General features: G+C 72.4%; 19 protein-coding genes and 3 pseudogenes. 12 read left to right on the forward strand and 10 right to left on the reverse strand.

The window, feature by feature from the left end; genetic code table 11:
* The first annotated feature begins 13 nt into the window (after positions 1 to 13).
* From ABZX67_RS17105 to ABZX67_RS17115, 3 genes are all read left to right on the forward strand, one after another.
* The gene (locus ABZX67_RS17105) at positions 14 to 1519 is read left to right on the forward strand and encodes an MFS transporter (protein WP_355360665.1); all 1506 of its coding nucleotides are present in this window, start codon (positions 14 to 16) and stop codon (positions 1517 to 1519) included.
* Positions 1520 to 1595: 76 nt separating this feature from the next.
* Positions 1596 to 1850 (forward strand): DUF6332 family protein, encoded by a 255-nt coding sequence (locus ABZX67_RS17110; RefSeq protein ID WP_355360668.1) that lies wholly within the window; start codon positions 1596 to 1598, stop codon positions 1848 to 1850.
* Positions 1851 to 2045: 195 nt separating this feature from the next.
* Positions 2046 to 2501 (forward strand): hypothetical protein, encoded by a 456-nt coding sequence (locus tag ABZX67_RS17115; RefSeq protein ID WP_355360670.1) that lies wholly within the window; start codon positions 2046 to 2048, stop codon positions 2499 to 2501.
* A 56-nt stretch (positions 2502 to 2557) separates the two neighbouring features.
* Here ABZX67_RS17115 and ABZX67_RS17120 read toward each other — a convergent pair whose 3' ends face one another.
* Positions 2558 to 3781, reverse strand: a complete 1224-nt coding sequence (locus ABZX67_RS17120; RefSeq protein WP_355360673.1) for a geranylgeranyl reductase family protein — start codon at positions 3779 to 3781, stop codon at positions 2558 to 2560.
* 176 nt (positions 3782 to 3957) lie between these two features.
* Between ABZX67_RS17120 and ABZX67_RS17125 the strand changes: the two genes are divergently transcribed.
* Together ABZX67_RS17125 and ABZX67_RS17130 are read left to right on the forward strand one after the other, a co-directional pair.
* Positions 3958 to 5346, forward strand: a complete 1389-nt coding sequence (locus ABZX67_RS17125; RefSeq protein WP_355360676.1) for a dipeptidase — start codon at positions 3958 to 3960, stop codon at positions 5344 to 5346.
* 83 nt (positions 5347 to 5429) lie between these two features.
* On the forward strand, positions 5430 to 6161 hold the full coding sequence (locus tag ABZX67_RS17130) for an MBL fold metallo-hydrolase (RefSeq protein WP_355360679.1): 732 nt from the start codon (positions 5430 to 5432) through the stop codon (positions 6159 to 6161).
* A gap of 112 nt (positions 6162 to 6273) precedes the next feature.
* Here ABZX67_RS17130 and ABZX67_RS17135 read toward each other — a convergent pair whose 3' ends face one another.
* From ABZX67_RS17135 to ABZX67_RS17145, 3 genes are all read right to left on the reverse strand, one after another.
* The gene (locus tag ABZX67_RS17135; RefSeq protein ID WP_355360682.1) at positions 6274 to 7482 is read right to left on the reverse strand and encodes a cytochrome P450; all 1209 of its coding nucleotides are present in this window, start codon (positions 7480 to 7482) and stop codon (positions 6274 to 6276) included.
* 192 nt (positions 7483 to 7674) lie between these two features.
* Positions 7675 to 8829, reverse strand: coding sequence for an FAD-dependent monooxygenase (locus tag ABZX67_RS17140; protein ID WP_355360685.1), 1155 nt, complete (start codon positions 8827 to 8829; stop codon positions 7675 to 7677).
* A 115-nt stretch (positions 8830 to 8944) separates the two neighbouring features.
* On the reverse strand, positions 8945 to 10477 hold the full coding sequence (locus ABZX67_RS17145) for an FAD-dependent oxidoreductase (protein ID WP_355360688.1): 1533 nt from the start codon (positions 10475 to 10477) through the stop codon (positions 8945 to 8947).
* A gap of 447 nt (positions 10478 to 10924) precedes the next feature.
* Between ABZX67_RS17145 and ABZX67_RS17150 the strand changes: the two genes are divergently transcribed.
* A complete protein-coding gene (locus ABZX67_RS17150) occupies positions 10925 to 11452 on the forward strand; it encodes a ricin-type beta-trefoil lectin domain protein (RefSeq protein ID WP_355360691.1) in 528 nt (175 codons plus the stop codon).
* A gap of 345 nt (positions 11453 to 11797) precedes the next feature.
* On the opposite strand, the gene ABZX67_RS17155 is transcribed toward ABZX67_RS17150, so the two are convergent.
* The 3 genes from ABZX67_RS17155 to ABZX67_RS17165 all read right to left on the reverse strand — a co-directional run bounded on the left by ABZX67_RS17155 (position 11798) and on the right by ABZX67_RS17165 (position 14938).
* A complete protein-coding gene (locus tag ABZX67_RS17155; RefSeq protein ID WP_355360694.1) occupies positions 11798 to 12217 on the reverse strand; it encodes a hypothetical protein in 420 nt (139 codons plus the stop codon).
* A 157-nt stretch (positions 12218 to 12374) separates the two neighbouring features.
* Positions 12375 to 13376 carry an ABC transporter substrate-binding protein gene (locus ABZX67_RS17160; protein ID WP_355360697.1) on the reverse strand — a complete coding sequence of 334 codons (1002 nt, stop codon included), beginning with the start codon at positions 13374 to 13376 and terminating at the stop codon, positions 12375 to 12377.
* A gap of 86 nt (positions 13377 to 13462) precedes the next feature.
* Positions 13463 to 14938, reverse strand: coding sequence for an FAD-dependent monooxygenase (locus tag ABZX67_RS17165; protein ID WP_355360700.1), 1476 nt, complete (start codon positions 14936 to 14938; stop codon positions 13463 to 13465).
* A 658-nt stretch (positions 14939 to 15596) separates the two neighbouring features.
* On the opposite strand from ABZX67_RS17165, the gene ABZX67_RS17170 reads away from it, so the two are divergent.
* From ABZX67_RS17170 to ABZX67_RS17180, 3 genes and pseudogenes are all read left to right on the forward strand, one after another.
* On the forward strand, positions 15597 to 17309 hold the full coding sequence (locus ABZX67_RS17170; RefSeq protein WP_355360703.1) for a thiamine pyrophosphate-dependent enzyme: 1713 nt from the start codon (positions 15597 to 15599) through the stop codon (positions 17307 to 17309).
* Between the two features lie 25 nt (positions 17310 to 17334).
* A pseudogene (locus ABZX67_RS17175) lies at positions 17335 to 17844 on the forward strand (MBL fold metallo-hydrolase); the annotation flags it as partial.
* Between the two features lie 9 nt (positions 17845 to 17853).
* Positions 17854 to 18015: pseudogene (locus tag ABZX67_RS17180) on the forward strand (N-acetyltransferase); the annotation flags it as partial.
* A gap of 83 nt (positions 18016 to 18098) precedes the next feature.
* Here ABZX67_RS17180 and ABZX67_RS17185 read toward each other — a convergent pair.
* Complete coding sequence (locus tag ABZX67_RS17185; RefSeq protein WP_355360706.1) at positions 18099 to 19139, reverse strand: NUDIX domain-containing protein; 1041 nt, start codon at positions 19137 to 19139, stop codon at positions 18099 to 18101.
* Between the two features lie 114 nt (positions 19140 to 19253).
* Between ABZX67_RS17185 and ABZX67_RS17190 the strand changes: the two genes are divergently transcribed.
* From ABZX67_RS17190 to ABZX67_RS17200, 3 genes are all read left to right on the forward strand, one after another.
* A complete protein-coding gene (locus tag ABZX67_RS17190) occupies positions 19254 to 19868 on the forward strand; it encodes a TetR/AcrR family transcriptional regulator (protein WP_355360709.1) in 615 nt (204 codons plus the stop codon).
* The gene (locus ABZX67_RS17195) at positions 19865 to 21406 is read left to right on the forward strand and encodes an MFS transporter (protein ID WP_355360712.1); all 1542 of its coding nucleotides are present in this window, start codon (positions 19865 to 19867) and stop codon (positions 21404 to 21406) included. Before ABZX67_RS17190 ends, ABZX67_RS17195 begins: the two co-directional genes overlap by 4 nt.
* A 153-nt stretch (positions 21407 to 21559) precedes the next feature.
* Positions 21560 to 22771 carry an FAD-dependent monooxygenase gene (locus ABZX67_RS17200; protein WP_355360715.1) on the forward strand — a complete coding sequence of 404 codons (1212 nt, stop codon included), beginning with the start codon at positions 21560 to 21562 and terminating at the stop codon, positions 22769 to 22771.
* 124 nt (positions 22772 to 22895) lie between these two features.
* Here ABZX67_RS17200 and ABZX67_RS17205 read toward each other — a convergent pair whose 3' ends face one another.
* Positions 22896 to 23561 (reverse strand): class F sortase, encoded by a 666-nt coding sequence (locus ABZX67_RS17205; RefSeq protein WP_355360742.1) that lies wholly within the window; start codon positions 23559 to 23561, stop codon positions 22896 to 22898.
* 198 nt (positions 23562 to 23759) lie between these two features.
* Positions 23760 to 24266: pseudogene (locus ABZX67_RS17210) on the reverse strand (hypothetical protein); the annotation flags it as partial.

The following is a 24266-nucleotide window of genomic DNA, read 5'->3' on the forward strand; positions in this document are numbered from 1 at the left end:
TACTGTGCTCCGCATGAATTCTCCGCTCAACGGTTCGTCCCCCTCGTCGCAGGAGCGCTGGAGCCCCCGCCTGTGGGGCACCCTGCTGGTGCTCTGCGCCGCGATGTTCCTCGACGCCCTCGACGTGTCCATGGTCGGCGTCGCCCTGCCGTCCATCGGCGCCGACCTGGGCCTGTCCACCGCCACCCTGCAGTGGATCGTCAGCGGCTACATCCTCGGCTACGGAGGCCTGCTCCTCCTGGGCGGCCGGGCCGCCGACCTCCTCGGCCGCCGCCGCGTCTTCCTCATCGCGCTCGCCGTCTTCGCGCTCGCCTCCCTGCTCGGCGGTCTCGTCGACTCCGGCCCGCTGCTGATCGCCAGCCGCTTCATCAAGGGCCTCAGCGCCGCGTTCACCGCGCCCGCCGGACTCTCGATCATCACCACCACCTTCAAGGAGGGGCCGCAGCGCAACCGGGCCCTGTCCATCTACACGACCTGCGCCGCCACCGGCTTCTCCATGGGCCTGGTGCTCTCGGGCCTGCTCACCGAGCTGAGCTGGCGCTGGACCATGCTGCTCCCCGCGCCGATCGCCCTCATCGCCCTCGTCGTCGGTCTGCGGATGATCCCGCACAGCGACCGCGAGGACGCCCGCGGCGGTTACGACCTGCCGGGCGCCGTCACCGGCACGGCCGCGATGCTGCTGCTGGTCTTCACCGTCGTCGAGGCGCCCGAGGCGGGCTGGGCCTCCGCCCGCACCCTGCTGTCGTTCCTGGCGGCCGCCGTCCTGCTCGCCGCGTTCGTGGCCATCGAGCGGCGCACCGCGAGCCCGCTGCTGCGCCTCGGCGTGCTGCGCTCCGGCTCGCAGCTGCGGGCCCAGCTGGGCGCCGCCACGTTCTTCGGCTCGTACGTCGCCTTCCAGTTCATCGTGACGCAGTACATGCAGGGGCTGCTCGGCTGGAGCGCGCTCCAGACCGCGCTCGCCTTCCTGCCGGCCGGTCTGCTGGTGGCGCTCTCCTCCACCAAGGTCGGTGACGTGGTGGACCGGTTCGGTACGCCGCGGGTGATCGCGACCGGCTTCGCGCTGCTCGTCGCCTCGTACGCGATCTTCCTCCAGGTCGACCTCACCCCTCGGTACGCGGCCGTCATCCTGCCGTCGATGCTGCTGCTGGGCGCGGCCTGCGCGCTGACCTTCCCGTCGCTCAACATCCAGGCGACGAACGGCGTGGACGACGACGAGCAGGGCATGGTCTCCGGTCTGCTGAACACCTCCGTCCAGGTGGGCGGCGCCATCTTCCTCGCCGTGGTGACGGCCGTGATCACGGCCGGCGGCGCCGAGGGCGGCTCCCGGCAAGCGGTCCTGGACAGCTTCCGGCCCGGCCTGGCCGTGGTCACCGCCATCGCGGTCGTCGGCCTGCTCATCACCCTGACCGGTCTGCGCCGCGCCCGTACGGGCGGGCCATCGGTGGTGGTCGCCAAGTCGACGACGCCGGTGGCCGCTGTGGCCGACGACGCGGCCGAGGCCGTCGCCGTACGGGACTGACGCCACGCCAGGTGGTTCTCGCGGCCGGTGGGTTGTGCGCTTGCCCACCGGCCGCCCGCTTGTCAGACTGCCGGGCATGGGGACCAGGACACAGGCGCAGCGTGACGCCATGACCGTCGAGATCGGCTACGCCCTGGTGACCGGCGTCTTCGTCGCGGCGGGGCTCTTCTGTCTGATGGCGGCCCCCGTGGTCGGCCTCGACCTGGACGGCGGCGCCGAGCGGTCGGTGCTGGTCGCGGCCGCCGTCACCGCGTGCCTGGGGTTCGTGGCCCGCGTCGTCCGCGTGCTGTGGCGGTTCGGGGGCGGACGGGCGGCCGGGCCGGAGGCGTAAGCCGGTACGCCGCGCTCAACCGCGCGAGCCGCACCGGCGGATCCTGCGCCAGGACCGGCGCTCCTGCCGAACGCCGTGCACGCGCCCGCCGGGTAGCGCTCGGTCCGGGGATTCGGTCCGGAATTCGGTCCGTATGCGACGATCACGGGATGCGGCGGCCCCGGGGCTGCCGCTCTTGACCGAGTGGGGAGTCAGGTGGAGGACGACGAGATACGCGCGCACTTCGACGGCCGCGCCCGCGTCGCGCTGCAGCCCGGCCGGTTCACCGACGCGATGCGGCACCGGGCCGACGAGATGGCCCACGCGCTCGGCTACCGGCTGCTCGCCGTCCGCACCACCTGGCCCAGCGGAGTCCAGCTCGACTACGAGCGCGACGACTCCCCGCAAGCCCACCGCCGCAGGGAGCTGGCCATCGCCCGGCTGCGGGCCGGCGGGCCGCTGCTGTCGGGAATCGAGCCGCCCCCGCCACCGCCGCCGGGTCCGCCGCCTCCGGCTCCCGCGGGGCCTCCCCGGCGGCCGGTCCGGCCGCCCGCGGAGCCCCCGCCGCCGCCTTCCAGCGTGGGACCGGCCGGACCCCGGATTCCGCCGCCGCCTCCGTATCCGCCTCCGCCGCCTCCCCCGCCTGCGCCTCCGGCCGCACCCGCCGGCTGACGGCCCCGCGCCACGCCGGGCGCGCGCCGGACAGGCACGCCGGGTGCGCCGCCGCGTCAGCCCTCGACGCGGCGGTCCAGGGCGTCCAGGGCCCGGCGCGCCACCCCGTGCGAGCGGATGAGGCCCGCCAGCGTCGTCACGCCGCGGGTGATGTCCGCGAAGGCGTGCCACGCCGGGCGGAAACCGGTGATCGCCGCGTGCAGCAGCCCGGGCCGGCGCTCGAACAGCGCCAGCATCCGCCGGCCGACCGCCATCTCCACGCCCAGGCCCGACTTGATGGCGAACGCGTAGTTCAGCGCCTGCCGCCGCGCGTCGACCGCGTCGTGGGACTCGGCGAGCCGCACCGCCCACTCCCCCGCCAGCCGCCCGGAGCGCAGCGCGTACGAGATGCCCTCGCGGGTCCACGGCTCCAGCAGCCCGGCCGCGTCCCCGCACACCAGCACCCGGCCCCGCGACAGCGGCGAGTCGTCGCTGCGGCAGCGGGTCAGGTGGCCCGACGAGAGGGCCGGTTCGAAGCCGGCGAGCCCGAGACGGGCGATGAAGTCCTCCAGGTACCGCTTGGTCGCCGCGCCCTCGCCGCGCGCCGAGATCACGCCCACGGTGAGCGTGTCGCCCTTCGGGAACACCCAGCCGTAGCTGCCGGGCATCGGGCCCCAGTCGATGAGCACCCGGCCCGCCCAGTCCTCCGCGACCGTCGGCGGCACCGGGATCTCCGCCTCCAGCCCCAGGTCCACCTGGTCGAGCTTCACGCCCACATGGGCTCCTATCCGGCTGGCGCTGCCGTCCGCGCCGACGACCGCCCGCGCGAGCACGACCTCGCCGTCGGCCAGGACCACGGCGACCGTGCGCCGGTCGGGCACGGCGGTGCCGTGCTGCTCGACGCGCGCCACCGTCGCGCCGGTCCGCAGCTCGGCGCCCGCCTTCTGGGCGTGCTCGACGAGCGCGGCGTCGAACTCCGGGCGGTTGATCAGCCCGAACAGCATGCGCCGGGAGCGGCGCGTACGCGCGAAGCGGCCGTTCAGCGAGAACGTCACGGCGTGTACCCGGTCTTGGAGCGGCAGCTCGAAGCCGGGTGGCAGCGCGTCGCGCGAGGGGCCGATGATGCCGCCGCCGCAGGTTTTGTAGCGGGGCAGCTCCGCCTTCTCCAGGAGCAGCACCCGGCGGCCCGCGACGGCCGCCGCGTAGGCCGCGGACGCCCCGGCCGGTCCTGCCCCGACCACGACGACATCCCACACCGGCGCGGAGTGCTCGTTACCGGCGTCTGCGTTCTCGCTGCTCACGATGTGCTTCTGCTCCTGTCCCGACGTCCGGCCGAACCCGGCCCGTGCCCATGATCTCGATCGCATCCTACGGCTCGGGCCCGCGCCACCCCCTGTGGGAGGATCGGACGCGCGTTCGCCGTACACGCAACGGTCACCACCGTCAGTCCAACGTCGCACCCACCAGGAGCGTGCCCATGTCCGCCAGCACCGCCGACCCGACCACCGCGCCGATCGCCGAGACCGTCGCCTCCCTCATGCCCCGCGCGAAGGCGGAGCTCGCGGAGCTGGTGGCGTTCCAGTCGGTGGCGGACCCGGCGCAGTTCCCCCCGAGCGAGTGCGAGGCCGCGGCGGCGTGGGTGGCGGACGCCCTGCGCGCGGAGGGCTTCCGGGACGTGGCCGTCCTGGACACCCCGGACGGTTCGCAGTCGGTGTACGGGTACCTGCCCGGCCCGGCGGGCGCGCCGACGGTCCTGCTGTACGCGCACTACGACGTGCAGCCGCCGCTGGACCTGGCCGGCTGGGTGACTCCGCCGTTCGAGCTGACCGAGCGCGAGGACGGCCGCTGGTACGGCCGCGGCGCCGCGGACTGCAAGGGCGGCGTCATCATGCACCTGCTCGCGCTGCGCGCCCTCAAGGCGAACGGCGGGATCCCGGTGGGCGTCAAGGTGATCGTCGAGGGCTCGGAGGAGCAGGCCACGGGCGGCCTGGAGCGGTACGCCGAGGAGCACCCGGAGCTGCTGGCGGCGGACGCGATCGTGATCGGTGACGCGGGGAACTTCCGCGCCGGTCTGCCCACCGTGACGGCGTCGCTGCGCGGGATGACGATGCTGCGCGTCCAGGTGGACACGCTGGAGGGCAACCTGCACTCGGGCCTGTTCGGCGGGGCCGCGCCGGACGCGCTGGCCGCGCTCATCCGCGTACTGGACTCGCTGCGCGCCGAGGACGGCTCGACGACGGTGGACGGGCTGGCGGCGGACGGCCGGTGGGAGGGGCTCCGGTATCCGGAGGAGGACTTCCGCAAGGACGCGAAGGTGCTCGACGGGGTGGACCTGATCGGTCACGACGCGGTCGGCGACCGGCTGTGGGCCCGCCCGGCCGTGACCGTCATGGGCATCGACTGCCCGCCCGTGGTCGGGGCCACGCCGTCCGTGCACGCCTCCGCGCGGGCGCAGATCAGCCTGCGGGTGCCGCCGGGCCAGGACGCCGCGGAGGCGACGAAGCTGCTGGCGGCGCACGTGGAGGCGCACACGCCGTGGGGCGCGCGGGTGTCGGTGGAGCAGGTGGGGCAGGGCCAGCCGTTCCAGGCGGACACCACGAGCCCGGCGTACACCTCCATGGCTCAGGCGCTGCGGGCGGCCTATCCGGGCCAGGAGATGCAGACGGTGGGCATGGGCGGCTCGATCCCGCTGTGCAACACGCTGGCGGCGCTGTACCCGGAGGCGGAGATCCTGCTGATCGGGCTGAGCGAGCCGGAGGCGCAGATCCACGCGGTGAACGAGAGCGTGTCGCCGGAGGAGCTGGAGCGGATGTCGGTCGCGGAGGCGCACTTCCTGGTGAACTACGCGCGCTCGAAGCGGGGTTGAGCCGGCCCCGTTGAGCCCCGAGCTGAATTCGCGCTGGGCGGAAGGCCGGGGCACAGGGCACGGTCCGGGCGTACGTTCACCCCATGAACGATCACTCCCCTGACCTCGACCTCGTCGAGGTGGCGCCCCGGCTGCACATGCTCCGCTTCTCGATCGGCCAGGCCTATCTGTGGCGCGACGCGGACGACGACCTGACGCTCGTCGACGCGGGCTGGGCGGGCGCGGCCCCGGCCATGGAGGCGGCGATACGCCGGGCCGGGCTGCGCCCGGAGGGCCTGCGCCGCATCGTGCTGACGCACTGCCACCGCGACCATGTGGGCGCGGCGGGCGAGCTCGCCGGCCGGTACGGCGCGGAGGTGATGGCGCACGCGCTGGACGCGCCGGTGGTACGGGGCGAGGCGCCGGTCCCGGACCCGGTCCTGCTGGACTGGGAGGTGCCGCTGTACGAGCACGGGCTGACGGTTCCGCCGGCGCCGCCGACGCGGGTGGACCGGGAGCTGGCGGACGGCGACGAGCCGGGCTTCGGCGACGGGGCCCGGATCGTGCACACGCCGGGCCACACGCCCGGCTCGATCGCGGTCCACCTGCCGCGCCACGGCGTGCTGTTCACGGGCGACACCGTGGCGTCGGTGGGGCAGGTGGCGCTGGGCGTGTTCCACGTGGACCGCGAAGAGGCGAAGGCCTCGATGCGGCGGATGGCCGAGCTCGCCCCGCACACCGTCTGCTTCGGCCACGGGGACCCGCTGACGGACGACGCGGCGGCGGTGCTGCGCGCGGCGGCGGACCGCGACGCGGCTGCCTCGACGCCGGCGTAGCGCCCGCCCGTCCCGGCCCCTCCGTCGACGGCCGCGTAGCGTCGCACCCGCCCGCCCCGGGCGGTCCTGATGACCGGCGCCGCGCCCGCCGCCTACGGCCCACACCCCGCCATCACCACGTCACGGCCAGCTCCTCGGGTCCGCGAAAGATCGTGCCGGGCTGCCATCGCACCTGATGGGCGGGGTGGGCGAGCCGCAGGCGGGGAAGGCGGCGCAGCAGGGTCCCGAGCAGGACGTCCGCTTCCATGCGGGACAGCGGGGCGCCGGGGCAGTAGTGCGGGCCGTGTCCGAAGGCCAGCTGGGGTGGTCCCTGGCGGGTGAAATCGATCCGGCCGGCGTCCGGGTAGGCGTCTTCGTCGCGGTTGGCGGTCATGTAGGAGTGGCAGACGTACTCGCCCTTGCGAATGGTGACGCCACCGATCTCGACGTCGTCCGTGGCGAGCCGGGGCCGCCCGATGCCGTAGCGGCTGGGGGTCCAGCGCAGCAGCTCCTCCACCGCCTGCGGTAGGAGCTGCGGCGCGGAGCGCAGGTGGGCCCACAGCTCCTCGCGGGTGAGAAGGACGTAGAGGAAGTTCGAGAAATTGTTGCGCAAGATGTTCCAGGCGTTGATCTGCAGCCCGGTGACGGTCTCGGCGAGTTCGCCCTCGTCGATGCAGCCTTGGTTCACGGCGGCCAGCAGGGCGCCGAGCACGGTGTTGTCCCCGGGGTGGACGCGTTCACCGGAGACGAGGGTGCGGAAGTAGTCACTCATGGCTTGGCTGGCTTGGCGCCCGTCGTGGGCGCCGGCGTCGTCGGTGGACCGCATCAGGGCTCGCCGCGACCACTCGCGGATGCGCTCCCGGTCGGCGGTGGGGACACCGATCAGCTCGCCGGAGACATGGAGCGTGAACGGGCTGATCACCTGCCGCACGAGATCGGCCGGCGGCCCGGCCGTCAGCAAATCCTCCAGCAGCCGGTCCAGGAGGTCTTGGGCCACCGGCCGCAAGCGGTCCATGGCCTGCCGGGAGAACAGCGGGTTGACCACCGCGCGAAGCCGGGTGTGTTCCGGCGGATCGAGCATGGTCAGTGTTCCGGGGCGTGAGATGTTGTGCTTCGTGGTCCTGGGGAAGGAGCCGACGCCGGCGCGTGCCCGGCTGAACCGCGGGTCGGAGACGACGCGGACGACATCGTCGTAGCGGGTCACCAGCCACGCGACCCCCTCGCCGAAGGGCAGTTGAATGCGGAAGATCGGCCACTCGCGCAGGGAGGCGAGCAGGAACGGGTCGAAGTCCAGCGCCGGCGGTTCGGTGACAACGTACCGGCGGCAAGCTGCTTCGGACATCAGTGCTGGTCCTTCCGTCGCGCCGCCCCTACTCCAGGATCGGCACACGCCTGTCGGCGGCAATCGGGTCGAGCCATTCGAGGGAACGAACCCGGAAGCCGGGTGATACCGCGTCAGTGCGAGACGGCGTAGCCGAACCCTTCGGCGGCCCACGCGTCGCGCTTTTGGACGCGCGCAGGCGTGGGAGGTGGTTCAGTCGGAGGGCGGAAGCAGGCCGGCGACGGTGGTGGCGAGCGCGCGGTTGGCCGCGGGCACGGCGAGAAGCCGGGTGAGCAGACACTTCAGAACGGTGCCCGGCACAGTGAAGTCGGTCATGACCGCGCGTTGCAGGTCGGTACTCGCCAGCACTCGGGCCACCGCCGCCCGGCGCCGGGTGGCATAGGCGTCCAGCAACTCCGCGGGAGCACCCCCGGCCAGATGGGCGCCAAGCGCGCCCGCCAGGTCGACCGCGTCCTGCAGTCCGGTGTTGAGCCCCTGTCCGCCTGCCGGGAAGAGGGCGTGGGCGGCGTCCCCCGCGAGAAGGACACGGCCCGCGCGGTAGCACTCGGCGTGGTACGAGGCGCCGCAAACCCGGGCCAGCCGCCGGGGCGCCCGCACGCCGAAGTCGTCACCGCACACGCGCCGCAGGGCCGCGCGGACCTCGGCCAGGGTCGCCGTACCGTGCGCGGGCAGCCCCACCGTGTGCTCATCGATCACCACAACACGGTGGAGGCGCTCGGGCAGCGGCCATAGCAGCAGCACTCCGCGCCCGTCGTTGCTCGGAGCGGTTCCGCATGGGGGCGGGCGGTCCAGGATCACATCGGCCAGCAGGGACGTGGCGCGCACCGGGGGACCGGTGAACGCGATGCCCGCGTGCGCGCGGACCAGACTGTGGCTGCCGTCGCAGCCGACCACATAGCGGGCCCGGATACGGTGCCGGCCCACCGTCTCCCGCACAGTGAGGTCAACACCGGCGCGGTCCTGGCACACGGAGACCACCTCGCACCGGCGCCGCACTGTCACCCCGAGGGCACGGGCGTGGCGTTCCAGGGAGCGTTCCAAAATCTCCTGAGGCAGGTTCAGCATGAAGGGGAAGGGCGTGTCCAGAACGGAGAAGTCCAGCTCGACCGGCAGGGCGGCGAAGTGCCCGCGCGTCAGCGGCCGACCGCTGGCGATGAGCTCCTCGGCCAGCCCGCGACGGGAAAGCATCTCCAGGGCGCGCGGGTACAGATGCAGCGCCCGCGTCCACTCGGCGCCGTGAACTCGTTTGTCCAGAAGTGTCACGCGGATCCCGGTCAAGGCCAGGTCGGAGGCGACCAGCAGACCGACCGGGCCCGCTCCGACCACCACGACCGGTACGTCGTCCACCGGTAGGGAACCTGCCCGCTCCTTCCGTATCCGGTCCGCGTGCCGATCCGGGGCGGAAGCCTGTGGCGTGGAGCGAGCGAGTACGCCGGCCTGCACCTCCCAGGGCGTCATGGTCTCAGCAGGAGACCCGCGCCGGGGCGTCGAGGCGCGGTGCGTAGTGGGTACGCGCGGCGTCCAGGTAGCGTCTCAGGCGAGTGGCAGCGCAGGAGCTGTCGGTCGACTTCGGTGCGAGGAACTGGGGGTAGATGAGCTCCGGAGCCAGGGCGAGAGGCTGCCCCAACTCCTCGTGGAGACGTTCGATGCGGCGGCGCACCCATTCTCGCAGCGGGGTGCCATCGACCCAGAACGGCAGTTGCATTCCCTGCTCGCTCATGGTGTCCACGGCGTGGTCGACTGTGTCGGTGAGCGCCTCGTCCGGGGTCAGTACCGCGATGGGCATACGTTCAGGTGTGAACCATTGCAGGTCCGTGTCCTGGACGGCGGGGTCCAGGACGGTGGCGGCCAGACGAGGGGCGAGCGCGGGCGAGCAGTGGAAGCCGTCCCGGTAGGTCCCGGTGGCGAAGACCAGGCCGGACAGCGAGCACGGGCCCAGCAACGGAAAGCAGTCGAGCGGGACGGGCCTGGCCCCGACCATGAGGCGCTGCACGCGGGCGAAGGCGAGGTCGTGGTCGAACTGCTCGCACACCTGGCGCATCAGTGAGTGGCAGGAACCGAGTTCGGCGCCGGTGATCGGTTCGGTGGTGATGACGTTGGTGGCGCCGATGTACTGGTGGCCATCGTCGGCCATGGGGACCACATGCAGGCCGCAGGTGGCCGCCCGGTTGGGTGTGCGCATCACCTGCCGTGCACCGGGCCCGCTGGTCGTAGTGCGCTGGACCAGCAGTGACGCGCCGGTGCCGAACAACATGGGCGGCACAGCACCGGGCGGCAGTACGGTCTCGGCCAGCGCGCTCCCGGCGGCACCGGCGGCCAGGACCACCGTGCCGGCCGTCAACGTGTCGCCGTCCCCATCGAGCCGGACCCCGCGTACCGCACCCGCACCGGCCAGCAGCTCGCGTACCGTGCCGGACACCAGGCGCACACCCAGCCGCGATGCGGCGGCCTCCAGCGCCGCCAGGACCGCGCGCGCGTCCACCGCACCCTCCCGGTGCAGGTGCAGCACCCGCAGTGGGCGCGCGTCGGGCCGCGGTGCCAGGCCGTCCACGTCGGCCGCCCCCAGAAGTTCGTACGGCTCGTCGTACCGCTCGGCGGCCGCGCGCATCGCCTCGAAATTGTCGGCGGCCACGTGGCCGGACCTGGCGCCGAGCAGGACGAACGTTCCCGTGCGGTAGGAGGCGCGCAGAGCCTTTCCGACAGCTGGGCCCGCCAGGTCGGCGAGGGTCTCCATCCAGCCGGGCCAGGCGTCCAGGGCTTCGCGGGCGAGCGCGAAGCGAGCCCGGGTGACCGGGTGCCGGTCGGTATAGCGGGTGACCTCCCCGAAGCAGTTGAGCATCGCCCCGGCAGCCGCGGTGGCCGCCATCGGCCGACCCGTGGGCCCCACCACCGCCACCCTGGTCTTCGGGGCGCGCAGAGCGATCTCGACCGCCACCGACAACCCCAGCACGCCGTTGCCCACCACCACCACATCAGCCGTCTGCGAAGTGACCACGCCGCGTACCTCCCACTCGAACCAGGACACGGGGTCCGACAGGGGTGGTGTACACGCCGGTTGGCACGCGAGCCACCGGCACGCACGACCTGCGGTGGTCCCCGGCGGCGCCCATCAGGCCCAGCGTGGCGCGCTCCCGCACCCCGGGCAAACCGTGACCAGCCGCGCGAGTGAGAACGGACCATCCGGGTGGCGCATGCCCCAGGACCGTCCCATGCGGGTCTCCGGGCCCCTGTCCATGAGAGGGAGAGGCCGGGGCGGATCGGCTCGGCGTCAGGCAGGGTGCGGCTTCTCAAGGTTTACAGAACGGCCCATGACTCGTTCGTGTGAGCGTCCACCATCCCTCAACTAGTCACGGAGAGTACGTGGTTCCATTCATAGAGTCACGAAAGGGTGTCGTGTCCCGGCGCCCGTGCCGTGGCCCGATGAGGGGAAGGAGACTGACCTATGCGTCGCACCGTCACCAACCTGGTGAGAGCGGGTAGGAAGACCGCAGTCACCGCTCTGATCATGGCGGGTTTCCTCGCCACGAGTACCCTGGCGACTCCCGAGAAAGCGGCAGCACAGAGTGGGCTGGTGCTCGAGAACGTCGCCTATGCCGACATGGTGCTCGACAACGATGCTGGTGGAGGCGAGTACTCGAGCGTCCTGGCGTACGACCGCAACGGGGGGAAGAACCAGGAGTGGCAAGTGGCCTCCGCAGGCGGTAATCCCGTCCAGATCAAGCAGCGGGTCGGAGGGCAGGAGCTGTGCGTCGGCGCGGTGTTCAACGGCACCGCCGAGATCTCCATGCAGAAATGCGAAGGCAACGGCGGCGTGGTGTGGTGGCACGCGATCCAGGTCGGCACCCGGTACGTCTACCGGAGTCCCGCGCAGCAAAGGTGTATGGCGGTCATCCGGAGGAACGCGCCCGTGGAACTCGTCGAATGCGCCTTCGGGGATCAGGCGCAGCAGTGGGTCAAGCGGCCCGCGTGACCTGCTGAAGAGGCCGCTGCGCCACCAACGGAGAGGGTCGTACCCGCGAGGGTGCGGCCCTCGCCGTGTTCCCTGGGACGCCTCGCCACGTGCCGCTCAGCGCTTCTCCGCAGGGCCTGCCTTGTGGTGAGTGCCCTACCGGTCACCCGGTCACCCGGTCGGCACGACTGGGCGCACGACGTTCTCGCGGTGCTGCCTCGATCGGTTCCCAAGCCTCGGGACGGCCGAACGAAACCACCAGCGAAACGCGTCCACGACGATGGCCGGACCGGCGAGGTGGGCGTGAACGTCGCGCCCTTCGCATCGCATGCTCCCCCCAGACGTCCGACGTCACCCATGCCGAACTCACCTCTCCTGCCGCCGGGGACGCAGCAGGAGTACACCCGCGACCAGCCCGGTGGTGGACCCGACATGCGAGTACATCGCCTGGCGGCTCGGAGCCCAGCGGCCGGTGACGGGACCGCCGCACCACATGGCGGCGCTGTATCCGGCGACCACGGCTGCCATGGCCCGCCAGCCGGTCCGGCCCCTGCCCGGCCCCGCCAGCACGCTCGTGACCACACTGGCCAGCGCCCCCGTGGTCACCAGTGCCTCCCGCGCCATGTGGTAGTGGACATGGCCTGCGCCCCGGCGGTCGTGCGGCACTCGGTAGATCTCCTCCCCGATGTGCTGAGCGGTGTGCCGCACCGAGGCGGTCGCGGCCGCCACTCCCGCCAAGGCGAGCACCGACCCGAACCACTCCCGCGCCGTACTCACCACTGCCACGCCCTCTCCAGCCTCACGGTCCCTCCCGCCGAGTACCGTCGATCGAACCTTCACACGTACAACAGCCGGTTGCTCCCCACCACGCCGCGCCATCGGCAGGGTCGAGCCCGCGCGCAGTACGAGTGCACAAGGGCGACCACGTCCACCGTTGCGCCGGTCATCGTGGTGCAGGCCGCTCGCCGCGTGCCGCGGCCAGCCAGCGGTCGTCGACAGCGGTGGCAAGGGCCTGCGGGCTGCAGTGGGCGGCATCGAGCCGCCCTGCCCGCACGAGCAGTTGGGCCGTTCCCCGCAGTGCCGCTGTGGTCAGGTGCAGTCGGGGGTCGATCAGGTCGCGCCGTACCAGGCCGGTGATCGCGGTTCCGGCGTAGTGACGTGTGATGCCCAGGCGCTGGGCGGTCAACTGCTCGTAGCGGGCAGGCGCGCTGTGGAAGCGGCGCGCTCCCTCGCTCAGAGCGCGTAGAAAACCCACCGCGCCGGCGCGGCAGGCGGCAGAGGTGGTGTCCGCGCAGACGGAGAGGAACGCCGCGTGGGGGACGTAACGGTCCACCTGGGCCAGACATGTCAGTCCCGCGTCGGTCGCCATCGCGTCGAAGGGAAGGGGCTGCAGGGCCGCGGTGAGCGTTCCGTCCTGCAGCAGCCGCCAGCGCTCGGTGTGGTTGCCGACCACCATGAACCGGTAGTCACGGGTGTGCCGCAGACCATGCGCCGCCAGCACCGCGTCGACGAGGTGGCGGGTACCCTCGGTCAGTGACGAGGTTCCCAGGACCCGTCCCCGCAGATCGGACACCGTCCGGCAGCCCGGCTGGGCAACCAGCGACAGCGGTGGATGGTTGGTCACGCCCGCAAGGATCCGCAGCGGCCCTCCCGCCGCCCTGTCCATCAGGACACCCTCCGGTGTGGTGAGGGCGAAGTCGACCTCACCCGCCCGCAGCGCGTCGGTGACCCCGTCCGTGGAGCCGATCACATGGTGCTCCACGGTCAAGCCCTGCGCGGCCAGCAGACCCTCGCTTTCCGCGATCCACAGCGGCAGGCAGACCACGACCTCCGCGACCAGGCCGATTCTCAGCCGATCGGGCGTGGTCCCCGCCTCCGCGGCCGGCCACTGAGCCACCGCGGGTGTGCGCCTGTCTGCGGCATGGTCCTCCGCGTTCGGTACCAAAGACCTCACCTTCTCTTGTGTCGACCGGGTGCGCTGCGTACGACCGTGGAGTGACGCGTCAGGCCGTCGCCCCGGGGCACGTTCCGTCAGTCGGTGCGGTGGACCTTCGCCAGGTAGCGCTCCAGGTGCGCCGGGTCCCGGGTCGCCAGGCCGATGTGGCCGTCGGGGCGGATCAGGAACAGTCCTGCGCCCAGTGCCTGGGCCAGGGCGCCGCCGGTCACTCGCAGCGTGCGGACGGCCTGCGGCATCCGGGGTGGTGGGTCGTTCACCGCGAGAAGCGTGAAGTGCGGGCCTTTGATCAGCTCAGAAAGGTGTCGGAGAGTGTCGTGGGCCGTGGTGCCTTCCATGAAGGCACCCTTGAGATCGGGGGCGCGATCACCGGCCTGGACGGTTGTGGCGGTGAGTCGTTCACGCGCCTCGGTGCTCAGCGGGCTGTCGCGGTAGTGGACCAGCAGCAGGGTAAGGCGGGCGCGGTGGCGTGTCCGTGCGCTGTTTCCCTGCGGGCCCCGGCCGAGCCGGTAGAGCAGGGAGCTGAGCTCCAGGACATCGGCCGCCGCGGGGCGGCGTTCGGCGTCGTAGCTGTCCAGCAGGGCTTCCGGGGCGTGGTGGCGCAGGACCTGGCCCAGCTTCCAACCCAGGTTGTAGGCGTCTTGGACACCGATGTTCAGGCCCTGTCCGCCGCCGGGCGAGTGGATGTGCGCGGCGTCGCCCGCGAGGAAGACCCGGCCCTTACGGAAACATTCGGCCAGCGCCGTACGGGGGCGGTAGTAGGAGCTCCATGGCACGTCGATGACGGCGTCGGCGGACAGATGGGTGCGGGCGGCGACCAGTGCCCGGACCCGTCGCGGGGTGAGGTCGCTGTCCTCGTCCATGGGGCGGGCGTTGAGCCGGAAGTAGTCGGTGCCGGGCAGTGGGCACAGCAGCAGGCCACCGCCCGGGCCGTCGGGCCAGATGTGCCAGTGATCGCGGTCCAGACCGCGCACGCGGACATCCGCCACGATCGCCGCGTGCAGATCCTCGCCGCTGTCCTTCATCGTCACGCCCAGCTCTTCGCGCACCGTGCTGTGCCCGCCGTCGGCGCCGACCAGGAAGGGCACGGTCAGCGTGCGACGGCTGCCGTCCGCGTGCGTCAGTTCGGCCCGCACGTGCCGGTCGGTCTGGCGCAGGGACGTCAACCGGGTGCCGTACTGGACCGCTGTGCCCGACGCCTCCAGCCGATCCCGCAGGATTTCCTGCGTGCGCCACTGAGGCACCAGCCACGGGTCGGGATACCGCGAGGCCGGCGCCCGCGGATCGCGCTCCACCAATTGCCATTCGCCGTCCCGCCGGCCGTCCCGCCAGGTCTGCATGGGCGGGAAGGGACCGCCGACATCCCGTAGGGCATCCATCACGCCGAGATCGTCGAAGATCTCCTGCGTGCGCGGCTGGAGACTCTTGCCGCGCGAACCGCCGCACGACTGACGGTCGGCGGCCTCCACGACATGGGCTCGAACGCCGCGCCGGGTCAGGTCAACGGCGAGAGTGAGCCCTGTCGGACCGGCACCGACGATGAGTACGTCCACGGCGTCAGGCCCCGCATCTCCTCGAGAAGGCTCGACGGGCATCACTCACCACTTCCTGTCGTCGCTCCCGGCTCAGGAGGAGCACGGTCGACCGGCTCCTGCGGCACAGGCGTCCCGGCGGGATATACCCGCGGTTGAGATGGGTGCGTCGCCTGACCATGCGCATTCGCCCGCATGGTCGGCGCTCGGCAGCCTCCTCCCACACGCCCCTGACGGCGGGCAGCCCTCCGGGGGTGCCCGGTACGGCCCGGGAACTGCCGGCCGAGAGGGCGCGGTGCGCGGCGTCCGGCTCGATGAGGACGGCGACCCGCTGCGGGTCGGCGCGGTGCCTGCGACTGGCTCTCCCCTCGACCCAGGTGCGGTGGCAGCCCCGCACCATTTTCCGCGGCCCGCGGGCGCTACCCGTGACTGGTGACAGCGGGCCACCCGCCGCGGGCCGAGCCCACGACCCGAGGCATGCACATCAGGGCGGATCGAAGACCAGGCGCCCGAGCCTCGGCTGTGGCTTGCCCGTGCAAGGCGTGACAGGCCTCACCCCGTCCTTTCGGGTGGACGTATCCAGCGGTGTGGGCGCCGGGGAGGGCTGCCCGTGCCGGAAAGCTCTAGCGTGCCGTCGACGGCAGTACGGGGACAGCGCCACGTCGGGAAGGCTGAACACATGCAGAACGCAGACCCTGCGGGCCAGGAAGTCCGTGACGGGGGCGAGGCGGTGGTCAGTGCTTTCCAGGCCATGGGGGCCGACTGTCTGTTCTCCTCTCCGGGCTCGGAGTGGGCACCGGTATGGGAGGCACTGGCACGCCGACGCCGCGACGGTAGCGACCACCCCCGTTACCTCAACCTGGCTCATGAGTCGGTGGCGGTCTCCATGGCGGTCGGCTACGCGCTGATCACCCGGCGCCCGCAAGGCGTACTGCTGCACGCCGGTGCCGGGCTGCTGCAAGGTGCGTTCGCCCTGCACGGCGCCTTGCAGTTGGGGGTCCCGATCGTGGCGGCGTCCGCGCACTCCACGACCTACGGGGACGGCCCCGGCCCGGGTCCCGGCTACCAGTGGTACTCCAACCCCTCCCTGAGCTGTTCCCCGGACGGCATGGCACGCCCGTTCGTCAAGTGGGCCGGGCAGGCCGCGAGCCTTCCCACCGTGTACGCGAGCCTCACCCGTGCCGCTGAGATCGCCGCGCGGGCGCCTGCGGGACCCGTCTATGTGACCCTTTCGCAGGAGGCGCTGCAGGAACCCTGGTCGGGCCATGATTGCCCACCGGTGCCGGCGAGGGGCCGCACGGTCAGCGCAATGGCGGACCAGCGCGCGCTCATCGACCTGCTCGCCGGCGCTGAACGTCCCGTGGTGGTCGCGGAGCGCCTGGGTCTGGAAGACGGCGGCATGGAGGCGCTGGTCGCCTTCTGTGAGGCGTTCGCTGTCCCCGTGATCGAGTCGCAGGCCCTGTGTGTGAACTTCCCGGCGACGCACCCACTGCACGCCGGGTCCGACCTGTCCTCCTACCTGGCCGCATCCGACCTGGTGCTGCTGGCGAGCTGCCAGACCCCCTTCTTCCCGCCCGCCCGCCGGCCCACCCGGGCGCGGATCGTCGCTCTGGGCGAAGCACCACAGCGTCCGCATCTGATCCACCAAGTGCTGCATGCCGACCTGTATCTGGAGGGAGGGGCGGTACAAACCCTGCACGCGCTCGCACAACACGGTGATGCCGTCCCGGCACAGGTGAGGAGCAGCCGACAGCAGGCACAGGCAGCCGAACGGCACGCCAGGCAGGCGGCGGACACGCGCACGGAGTCAGAGGCAGCCGCGGGCACCGCCCTCTCCCCGGTGCTGGTCGCCGCGCTGCTGAGGGACCTCCTCGCCGACACGGACAGCGTGATCGTCGACGAGACCACTCGCTACAGCCCGACGCTCCGCCGCCATCTGCGCCCTTCTTCCCCGGACTCCTACTTCCGGGCGCGGGGCGGTCTGGGCCAAGGCATCCCGGTGTCACTCGGTATCAAGCTCGCCGCCCCCGAGCGGCCGGTCGTGCTGCTCGTGGGGGACGGAGGGTTCTTCTACAACCCGGTCATTCCCGGTCTGCAGGCAGCCCGGGCCAACGGCCTGCCACTGCTGATCGTGGTCTTGAACAATCACCGGTACCAGGCCATGCAAGCGGCCCACACCAGGCTCTACCCACAAGGTGCCGCCGCTGCGACCGGCGACTTCCTCGGAGCCGAACTGGACAACTTCCCCTCGCCGGCCGGCTTCGCCCCGCTCTTCGGCATGCACGGCGAATGCGTCACCCGACCCGACGAACTCGCCTCGGCGTTGGAACGCGCGGTCAAGGCCCTGCACCAAGGCACCGGTGCCATCGTGGACGTCTCCATGTCCGAGTGACCATGAGCCTTCTCGGCGTCGCTGCTCCGAAGCGCGGTACGGCGCCGAGGTGACGGCCCACGCGCTGGACGCGCCGGTCGTGCGCGGCGAGGCCCCGGTACCCGATCCGGTCCTGCTGGACTGGGAGGTACCGCTGTACGAGCACGGGCTGACCGTCCCGCCGGCGCCGCCGACGCGGGTGGACCGGGAACTGGCCGACGGCGACGAACCGGGCTTCGGCGACGGGGCCCGGGTCGTCCACACCCCGGGCCACACGCCCGGCTCGATCGCGCTCCATCTGCCGCGCCACGGCGTGCTGTTCACGGGTGACACGGTGGCGTCGGTGGGCCGGGGGGCGCTGGGCGTGTTCCACGTGGACCGCGAAGAGGCGAAGGCCTCGATGCGCCGACTCGCCGCCCTCGCCCCGGCCACGGTCTGCTTCGGCCACGGGGACCCCCTGACGACCGACGCGGCGACGCGGCTGCGTGCCGCGTCGGACCGGGACGCGGCTCCGACGGCCCTTATTGGATTGCCGCCGGCTGACCAGGTCGGATAGGAAGCTCGCATGCTCAGGGGTGGCAGGGTCGGGCTCAGGACCCGGCACGAGGAGGATGTCCCGGTCCTGCGGGCCGAGCTCTACGACGACGTGGTCAACGCCGCGCGGGCCGAGGGCGGGCCGTGGCGGCCGATCACGCCCGGCTCGAAGGATCCGCGGCTCGTGGTGGAGGTGCTGCTCGGGCTCCTCGCCCAGGACTGGAAGCCGGGTTCGAAGGGCTAGTCGCCGCCTTGCCCCCCCTTGGGCCCCGCCGCTCAGCCCACCGGAACGCCCGCCTCCAGGTTCAGCACGGTGCCGCGTTCGCGGGCGCGCAGGGCCCAGCGGAGGCGTTCGTACCGGATCGGCGGGAGCAGCCCCGAGGCCTCCTCCTCGGTGACGAAGCGCCAGCCGCGCAGCTCGGCTCCGGGCAGCAGGACCCCGGCGGCCTGGGCCCCGGTGAGGCGCCCGCCGTCGAAGAGGAGGCGCAGGCCGCCGTAGCCGGGCGGGCGGGGCGGCTCCCAGTCGACGAGCAGCAGCTTCGGTACGGCTTCGAGTTCGAGCCCTATCTCCTCGGCGACCTCCCGCATGCCGGCCCGGGCCGGTGCCTCGCCCGGCTCCACGACGCCGCCGGGGAACTCCCAGCCGGGCGTGTAGGTGGGGTCGACGAGCAGGACGCGGTCCTGGTCGTCGAAGAGCAGCACCCCGGCGGCGAGCGTCTCGCCGGTCGGCTCCGGCGTCTGCACGATCTCGCACGCGCCGACCGCCCCGCCGCGCACCGCCGTGGCGATCGCCTCGGCGGTCTCGTACGGAGTGAGGCGGCTGTTGTCGACGGCGTACGCGTCCGAACCCAGCCAGCCGCCGAGCGCCGCGCGGTAGGGCTCGATGTGGGCGTACGCCCACTGCCGGACGCGCTCGTCCCCGTCCGGGTCGGCGTCGTCTTCCCGGCGCTCGGCGATACGCCTGCGCAGGATCGTTTCGTCCGGTGTCAGTACGACATGGTGTACGGCGATGCGGCGGGAGGCGAGCCCGCCGAAGATCTCGTCGCGGTACTCCTGTCGCAGCAGCGTCATGGGTACCACCAGCACCCCGCCGACCTCCGCGAGCAGCGCGGCCGCGGCGTCGACGACCAGCCGCCGCCACAGGGGCAGGTCCTGGTAGTCGGTCACCTCGGCGAGCCGCTTCTGCGGCAGCAGGTGGCCCAGCGCCCCGCCGATGACCTCCGGGTCGTACAAGGTGCTGTTCGGGATCAGATCGATCAGTTCGCGCGCGGTACTGGTCTTGCCCGCACTGAACGCACCGTTGATCCAGACGATCACGGTTCCCCCTCCTCCGTAGCCCCCAGTGGCTTTGCCCGCACCACCCTGCCATGGAAACCCGCGGCCGGACAGACCGGCGTAGACACTGTCTACTCGTTCTGGTAGACACCGTCCATGACAGAGACGACCTCAGGGCTGCGGGCCCGTTTGATCGAGACCGGCGTCGAACTGCTCCACAGTGAAGGGATCGCGTCCCTGACGCTGCGTGAGATCGCCCGGCGGGCAGGGGTGTCGCACGGCGCACCGCGCCGCTACTTCCCGACCCACCTGTCCCTGCTGTCGGCCATCGCCCGGGAGGGCTTCGCCGATCTCGCCGACCGGGTCGGCGCGGCCCTCGCCGCCGAGGGCGAGACATCCCCCAGGGACCGGCTCCTGGCCCTGGGGCGCGTCTACGTGGACTTCGCACGGACGCACCACGGCATGTTCGAGCTGATGTTCCGCCACGACCTGCTGGAGAGCGGCGGCGAGCCGGGGCTGCGCCGGACGACGCTGCCCCTCTTCGACGTACTCGTGGACCTGGTCGCCCGCGCACGCCCCGGCGGCGAACCGGCGCCGGCGGTCGTCGCGGGCGCGCTCTGGGCGAACCTGCACGGCATCGCGCAGCTGTGGCGCTGGGGCAGCCTGCCCCTCGCGACCGGCTGCGACGACGTGGAACCGCTGCTGCGCGCCGCGCTCGACGCGCATCTGGGGAACGCGGCCGCGGCGGAGCCCGGGCCGGAGGGCCGGTGAACGCGCGACGCCATCGGCGGCTCATCCTCACGGGCAGCGTCACGGGGGCGGCGATCGTCGCCCTGGACGGAACCGTGCTGACCGTCGCCCAACCCAGCCTGGGGCGGGACCTGCACGCCTCCTTCACCCAGGTCCAGTGGACCAGCACCGGGTACCTCATCGCCGTGGCGAGCCTGCTGGTGTTCGCCGGGCGGCTCGGCGACCGGTACGGCCACCAGCGGCTCTTCGCCGTGGGCATCCTCGGCTTCGGCGCGGCCTCGGCGGGCATCGGCCTGGCGCCCGGCGTGGGCTGGGTGATCGCCCTGCGGGTCGTCCAGGGCGTCTTCGGGGCGCTGCTGCAACCGGCCACGCTGGGCATGCTGCGCGCCGCGTACCCGCCCGACCGGATCGGCCGGCCCCTCGGGCTGCGGACGGCCGCGATCGGCCTGGCGGCCGCGGCGGGGCCGGTGGTGGGCGGGGTGCTCACCACGCAGTTCGGCTGGCGGGCGGTCTTCCTGATCAACGTCGTCCCGGCGGTCGTGATCGGCGTGGCGGCACTCGCGGTGCGCCTGCCGGAGCCGGGGCCCCGGCGCGCGGTGGGGCTCGATCTGCCGGGCGCGTGCCTGCTGGCCCTCACGCTGGTGTGCCTGGTCCACACCCTCATCGGCATCCCGGCGGCCGGCTGGACGGCGGCGACGACGCTGGGGCTGGTCGCTGCGGCGGCCTGCGGCGGAGCGTTCCTCCTGCGGGAACGGCGTACGGAGAGCCCGCTGCTGCCGCCGGAGGTGCTCGGGTCGGCGACCGTGGCCACGTCACTGGCGGTCCTGCTGGCGGCGTCGGCCTCGCTGTTCGGCACGCTGTTCGCCGGGACCTACCTCCTCCAGGAGGTCCTGGCGATGGACCCGCTGGGCAGCGGCCTCACGGCGCTGCCCCTGGCCGTGATGATGGTCCTGAGCGCGGCGGTCGCGGATCGGCTGCTGCGCCGCCATGGGCCGCGCCGGACGACCGTGGCGGCGATGGCGCTGGTCGCGCTCGGCGCCCTGGCGCTGTCGTGGCTCGCGCTGTCCGGAGCCGATTCCGGTTCCGCGGCCGGCGGTGGCTTCCTGCTCCTGGGTGCCGGGTTCGGCACGGTCATGGTCACCGCCACCGCCGTTCTCGTACGGCATGTGCCGGTCGCGTACGCCGGGGTGGCGGGCGGGTTGCAGCAGACGGCGATGAACGTCGGGCCGGCGCTCGGTGTCGCCGTGGCGACCATGGCGATGGCCCTGACGGCGCCCGGCACGGGCGCGCCGCGGTCGCCGTGGGCCGCCGAGGGCTTCCCCTCCGCGATCGGCGTGACGCTCGCGGTCCTCGCGGCCGTCGCCGCGGCCGGGGCGCTGTGCGCGACGGCGCTGCCCGCGCGCGGGAGCGCGAGCGACGGGCCGGGTCGCGGAGGCCGGACCGACAGCCACGATGACAGCCATGCCGACGGCCATTCCGGAAGCCGTGCTGCCGACCGCGCCGCCGACCGTGCGAGCGTCGGCTGCGAACTCGGCTCCGGCGCCGCCGAGCGACGGTAACCGCCCTGGACCCGGATGCGGACGCTGCCGTCGCGGCTGCCGTACGGGTCACGGCAGGTCACTCACGCCGCGAATGTTACCCTCTGTGCCGGTATCAGCACTTGCTGTCATGAGTGAATCCGCCCCTCGAAGGGCGGTTCGACGGGAGCGCACGTGAAGATCGCCTGCGTCGGCGGAGGGCCCGCCGGTCTCTACTTCGCCCTCCTCATGAAACGCCACGACCCGTCCCATGACATCACCGTCCACGAACGCAACGCGGAGGGTTCGACGTACGGCTGGGGCGTGACCTACTGGCCCGGGCTGCTCGACAAGCTGTACGCGCACGACCCCGAGTCCGCCCGCGCCATCGCCGAGCACTCGGTCCGCTGGAGCGGCGGCGTCGCGCACATCCGCGGCGAGACCACGGCGCACCACGGCGACGAGGGCTTCGGCATCGGCCGCCGCCGGCTGCTCGACGTCCTCACCGACCGCGCCCGGGCCCTCGGCGTACGGCTGGTGTTCGAGCACGAGGTGACGGACTCCGGGGCGGACGGGCTGCCCGACGCCGACCTGGTCGTCGCCGCCGACGGGGTGCACAGCGGGCTGCGCGACCACCACGCCGGCCACTTCGGCACCGAGGTGGCCGTGGGGCGCAACACCTACGTCTGGCTCGGCACCACCAAGGTCTTCGACGCCTTCACCTTCACGTTCGTGGAGACCACGCACGGCTGGATCTGGTGTTACGCCTACGGCTACAGCGAGGACCACAGCACGTGCGTCGTCGAGTGCGCGCCGGAGACCTGGCGGGGCCTCGGCCTCGACCGGGCGTCCCAGACCGAGGGGCTGGCGCTGCTGGAGCAGCTGTTCGCGAAACCGCTGGACGGCCACCGGCTGATCGGCCGGGCGCACCCCGACGGCAGCGCGCAGTGGCTGAACTTCCGCACGGTCACGAACCGGACGTGGTACCGCGACAACGTCGTCCTGGTCGGCGACGCCGCCCACACCACGCACTACTCCATCGGCGCGGGCACCACGCTGGCCCTGGAGGACGCGATGGCGCTGGCGGGCGCGCTGCGCGCGTCACCGGCCCTCCAGCCGGCGCTCGCCCGCTATGAGCGGGAACGGACGGCGGCCCTCCTCCCCCTCCGCAGCGCCGCCCGCTACAGCGCGCAGTGGTACGAGAACCTGCCGCGTTACGTGAACCTGACGCCGCCGCAGATGTTCGCGCTCCTGGGCCAGCGGCACTCGCCGCTGCTTCCGCACGTCCCGCCGCAGCTGTACTACCGGCTCGACCGGGCGGCCGAGCGACTGGAGGCGCTGCGCAGGCTCAAGCGATGGCTGGGCCCGAGGGTCGCGGGCACCTTGCAGGCCGCTCGCTCGCGCTAGGGAGTGTCCGCAAAGTAGCGTCGTCCGCCCGCAGACCGGGGCCGGCGTTGGGGTACCCCCAGGCGAAGCTCTGGGGGAGTGCGCGCCAGGCGTCGGCGGGCAGACGGGACGTTGCGGACACGCCCTAGGACGCAGCGGGCGAACTCTGCCCCTTGCGGGGCCCTTGCCCGTCTCTCGCCGATTGCGTGACCGCGTCGAGGTGGGCAAAGACGACGGTGTTCTCCGTGTACCGCTTCTTCTCGTGGTCGTAACTCCCCCCACAGGTGATCAGCCGTAGCTGGGCGTCGGCGGTGTCGGAGTAGACACGTTCGTCAGGGAAGTCGTCCTGCGGGAAGCTCTCGATGGTGTCGACGACAAAGGTCGCGGTGGTGCCGTCTTTGCGGCTGATGGCGACTCGGTTGCCTGGCTGCACCGTGCTGAGCCGGGCGAAAACAGCCGGGGAGGTCTTGGTGTCGAGGTGTCCGGCGACGATGGCGGTGCCGAGCTGGCCAGGGGAGACACCGGCAGCGAACCAGCCCACCAGGTTCACATCGTCGTCCGGTGGTGCTTCCAGTCGCCCTGACGGGCCGATGGACAGGTCGGTGAACGGGGCGTCAACGCCGATCGCGGGGATCCGCAGCCGTGTCGGTACCGAGCGGGGCAAGGACAGCGGGGTCTGTTTCCCGACACTCGCTCTGGGTGGCTGGGTAGGTGCCGCCGCCTGGCGGACCGGCGCGGGGACGGACGGCGCGCTCACAGGTTCGGCCCAGCTGAGCACGACCACCACGAGTGCCAGCGGCCACAGCAGCATCGGCACGACGCGGCGGGACGCCTGTACGCCCCGCAATGCCTTTCGTACGGATGCTGGACGGATCCTCATCACCGACAGCCACCTTCTTCGACGCACGATCCGAGGCCTGAGCCTTTCCGTGTCGCGAGCGTGGGACCGCAGCGCCCGCGTGCGAGGGCAGCCGCGGTCCCACGTCTTCACTTCCGGCTATCGCGACCCTCAGGCCGCGTCACCGCCGCTCACGCTCCGGCGCCGGACCATGTAGGCGCCGACACCCAGGCCGCCCAGAAGCACCAGCCCTCCGGCCGCCATCGAGCCCGAGGAGGCAAGGCCCCCGCCGCCGGCGTGCACGCCACCACGCGGCTTGTCCTGCTCGTCCTTCTTCTCGTGGTCCTTCTTCGAGCCGTCGTCCTTCTTCGAGCCGTCGTCCTCCTTCGACGACTTGTGCTCCTTGTCCCAGTCGTCACCCGAAGTGGTGGCCAGCAGACCGCCACCCGCGTGCACGCCACCACGCGGCTTGCCCTGCTCGTCCTTCTTCTCGTAGTCCTTCTTCGAGCCGTCGTCCTTCTTCGAGCCGTCGTCCTCCTTCGACGACTTGTGCTCCTTGTCCCAGTCGTCACCCGACGTCGTGGCCAGCAGACCGCCACCCGCGTGCACGCCACCACGCGGCTTGCCCTGCTCGTCCTTCTTCTCGTAGTCCTTCTTCGAGCCGTCGTCCTTCTTCGA

The sequence above is a fragment of the Streptomyces sp. NPDC003036 genome, assembly GCF_040611175.1.
Lineage (GTDB): Bacteria > Actinomycetota > Actinomycetes > Streptomycetales > Streptomycetaceae > Streptomyces.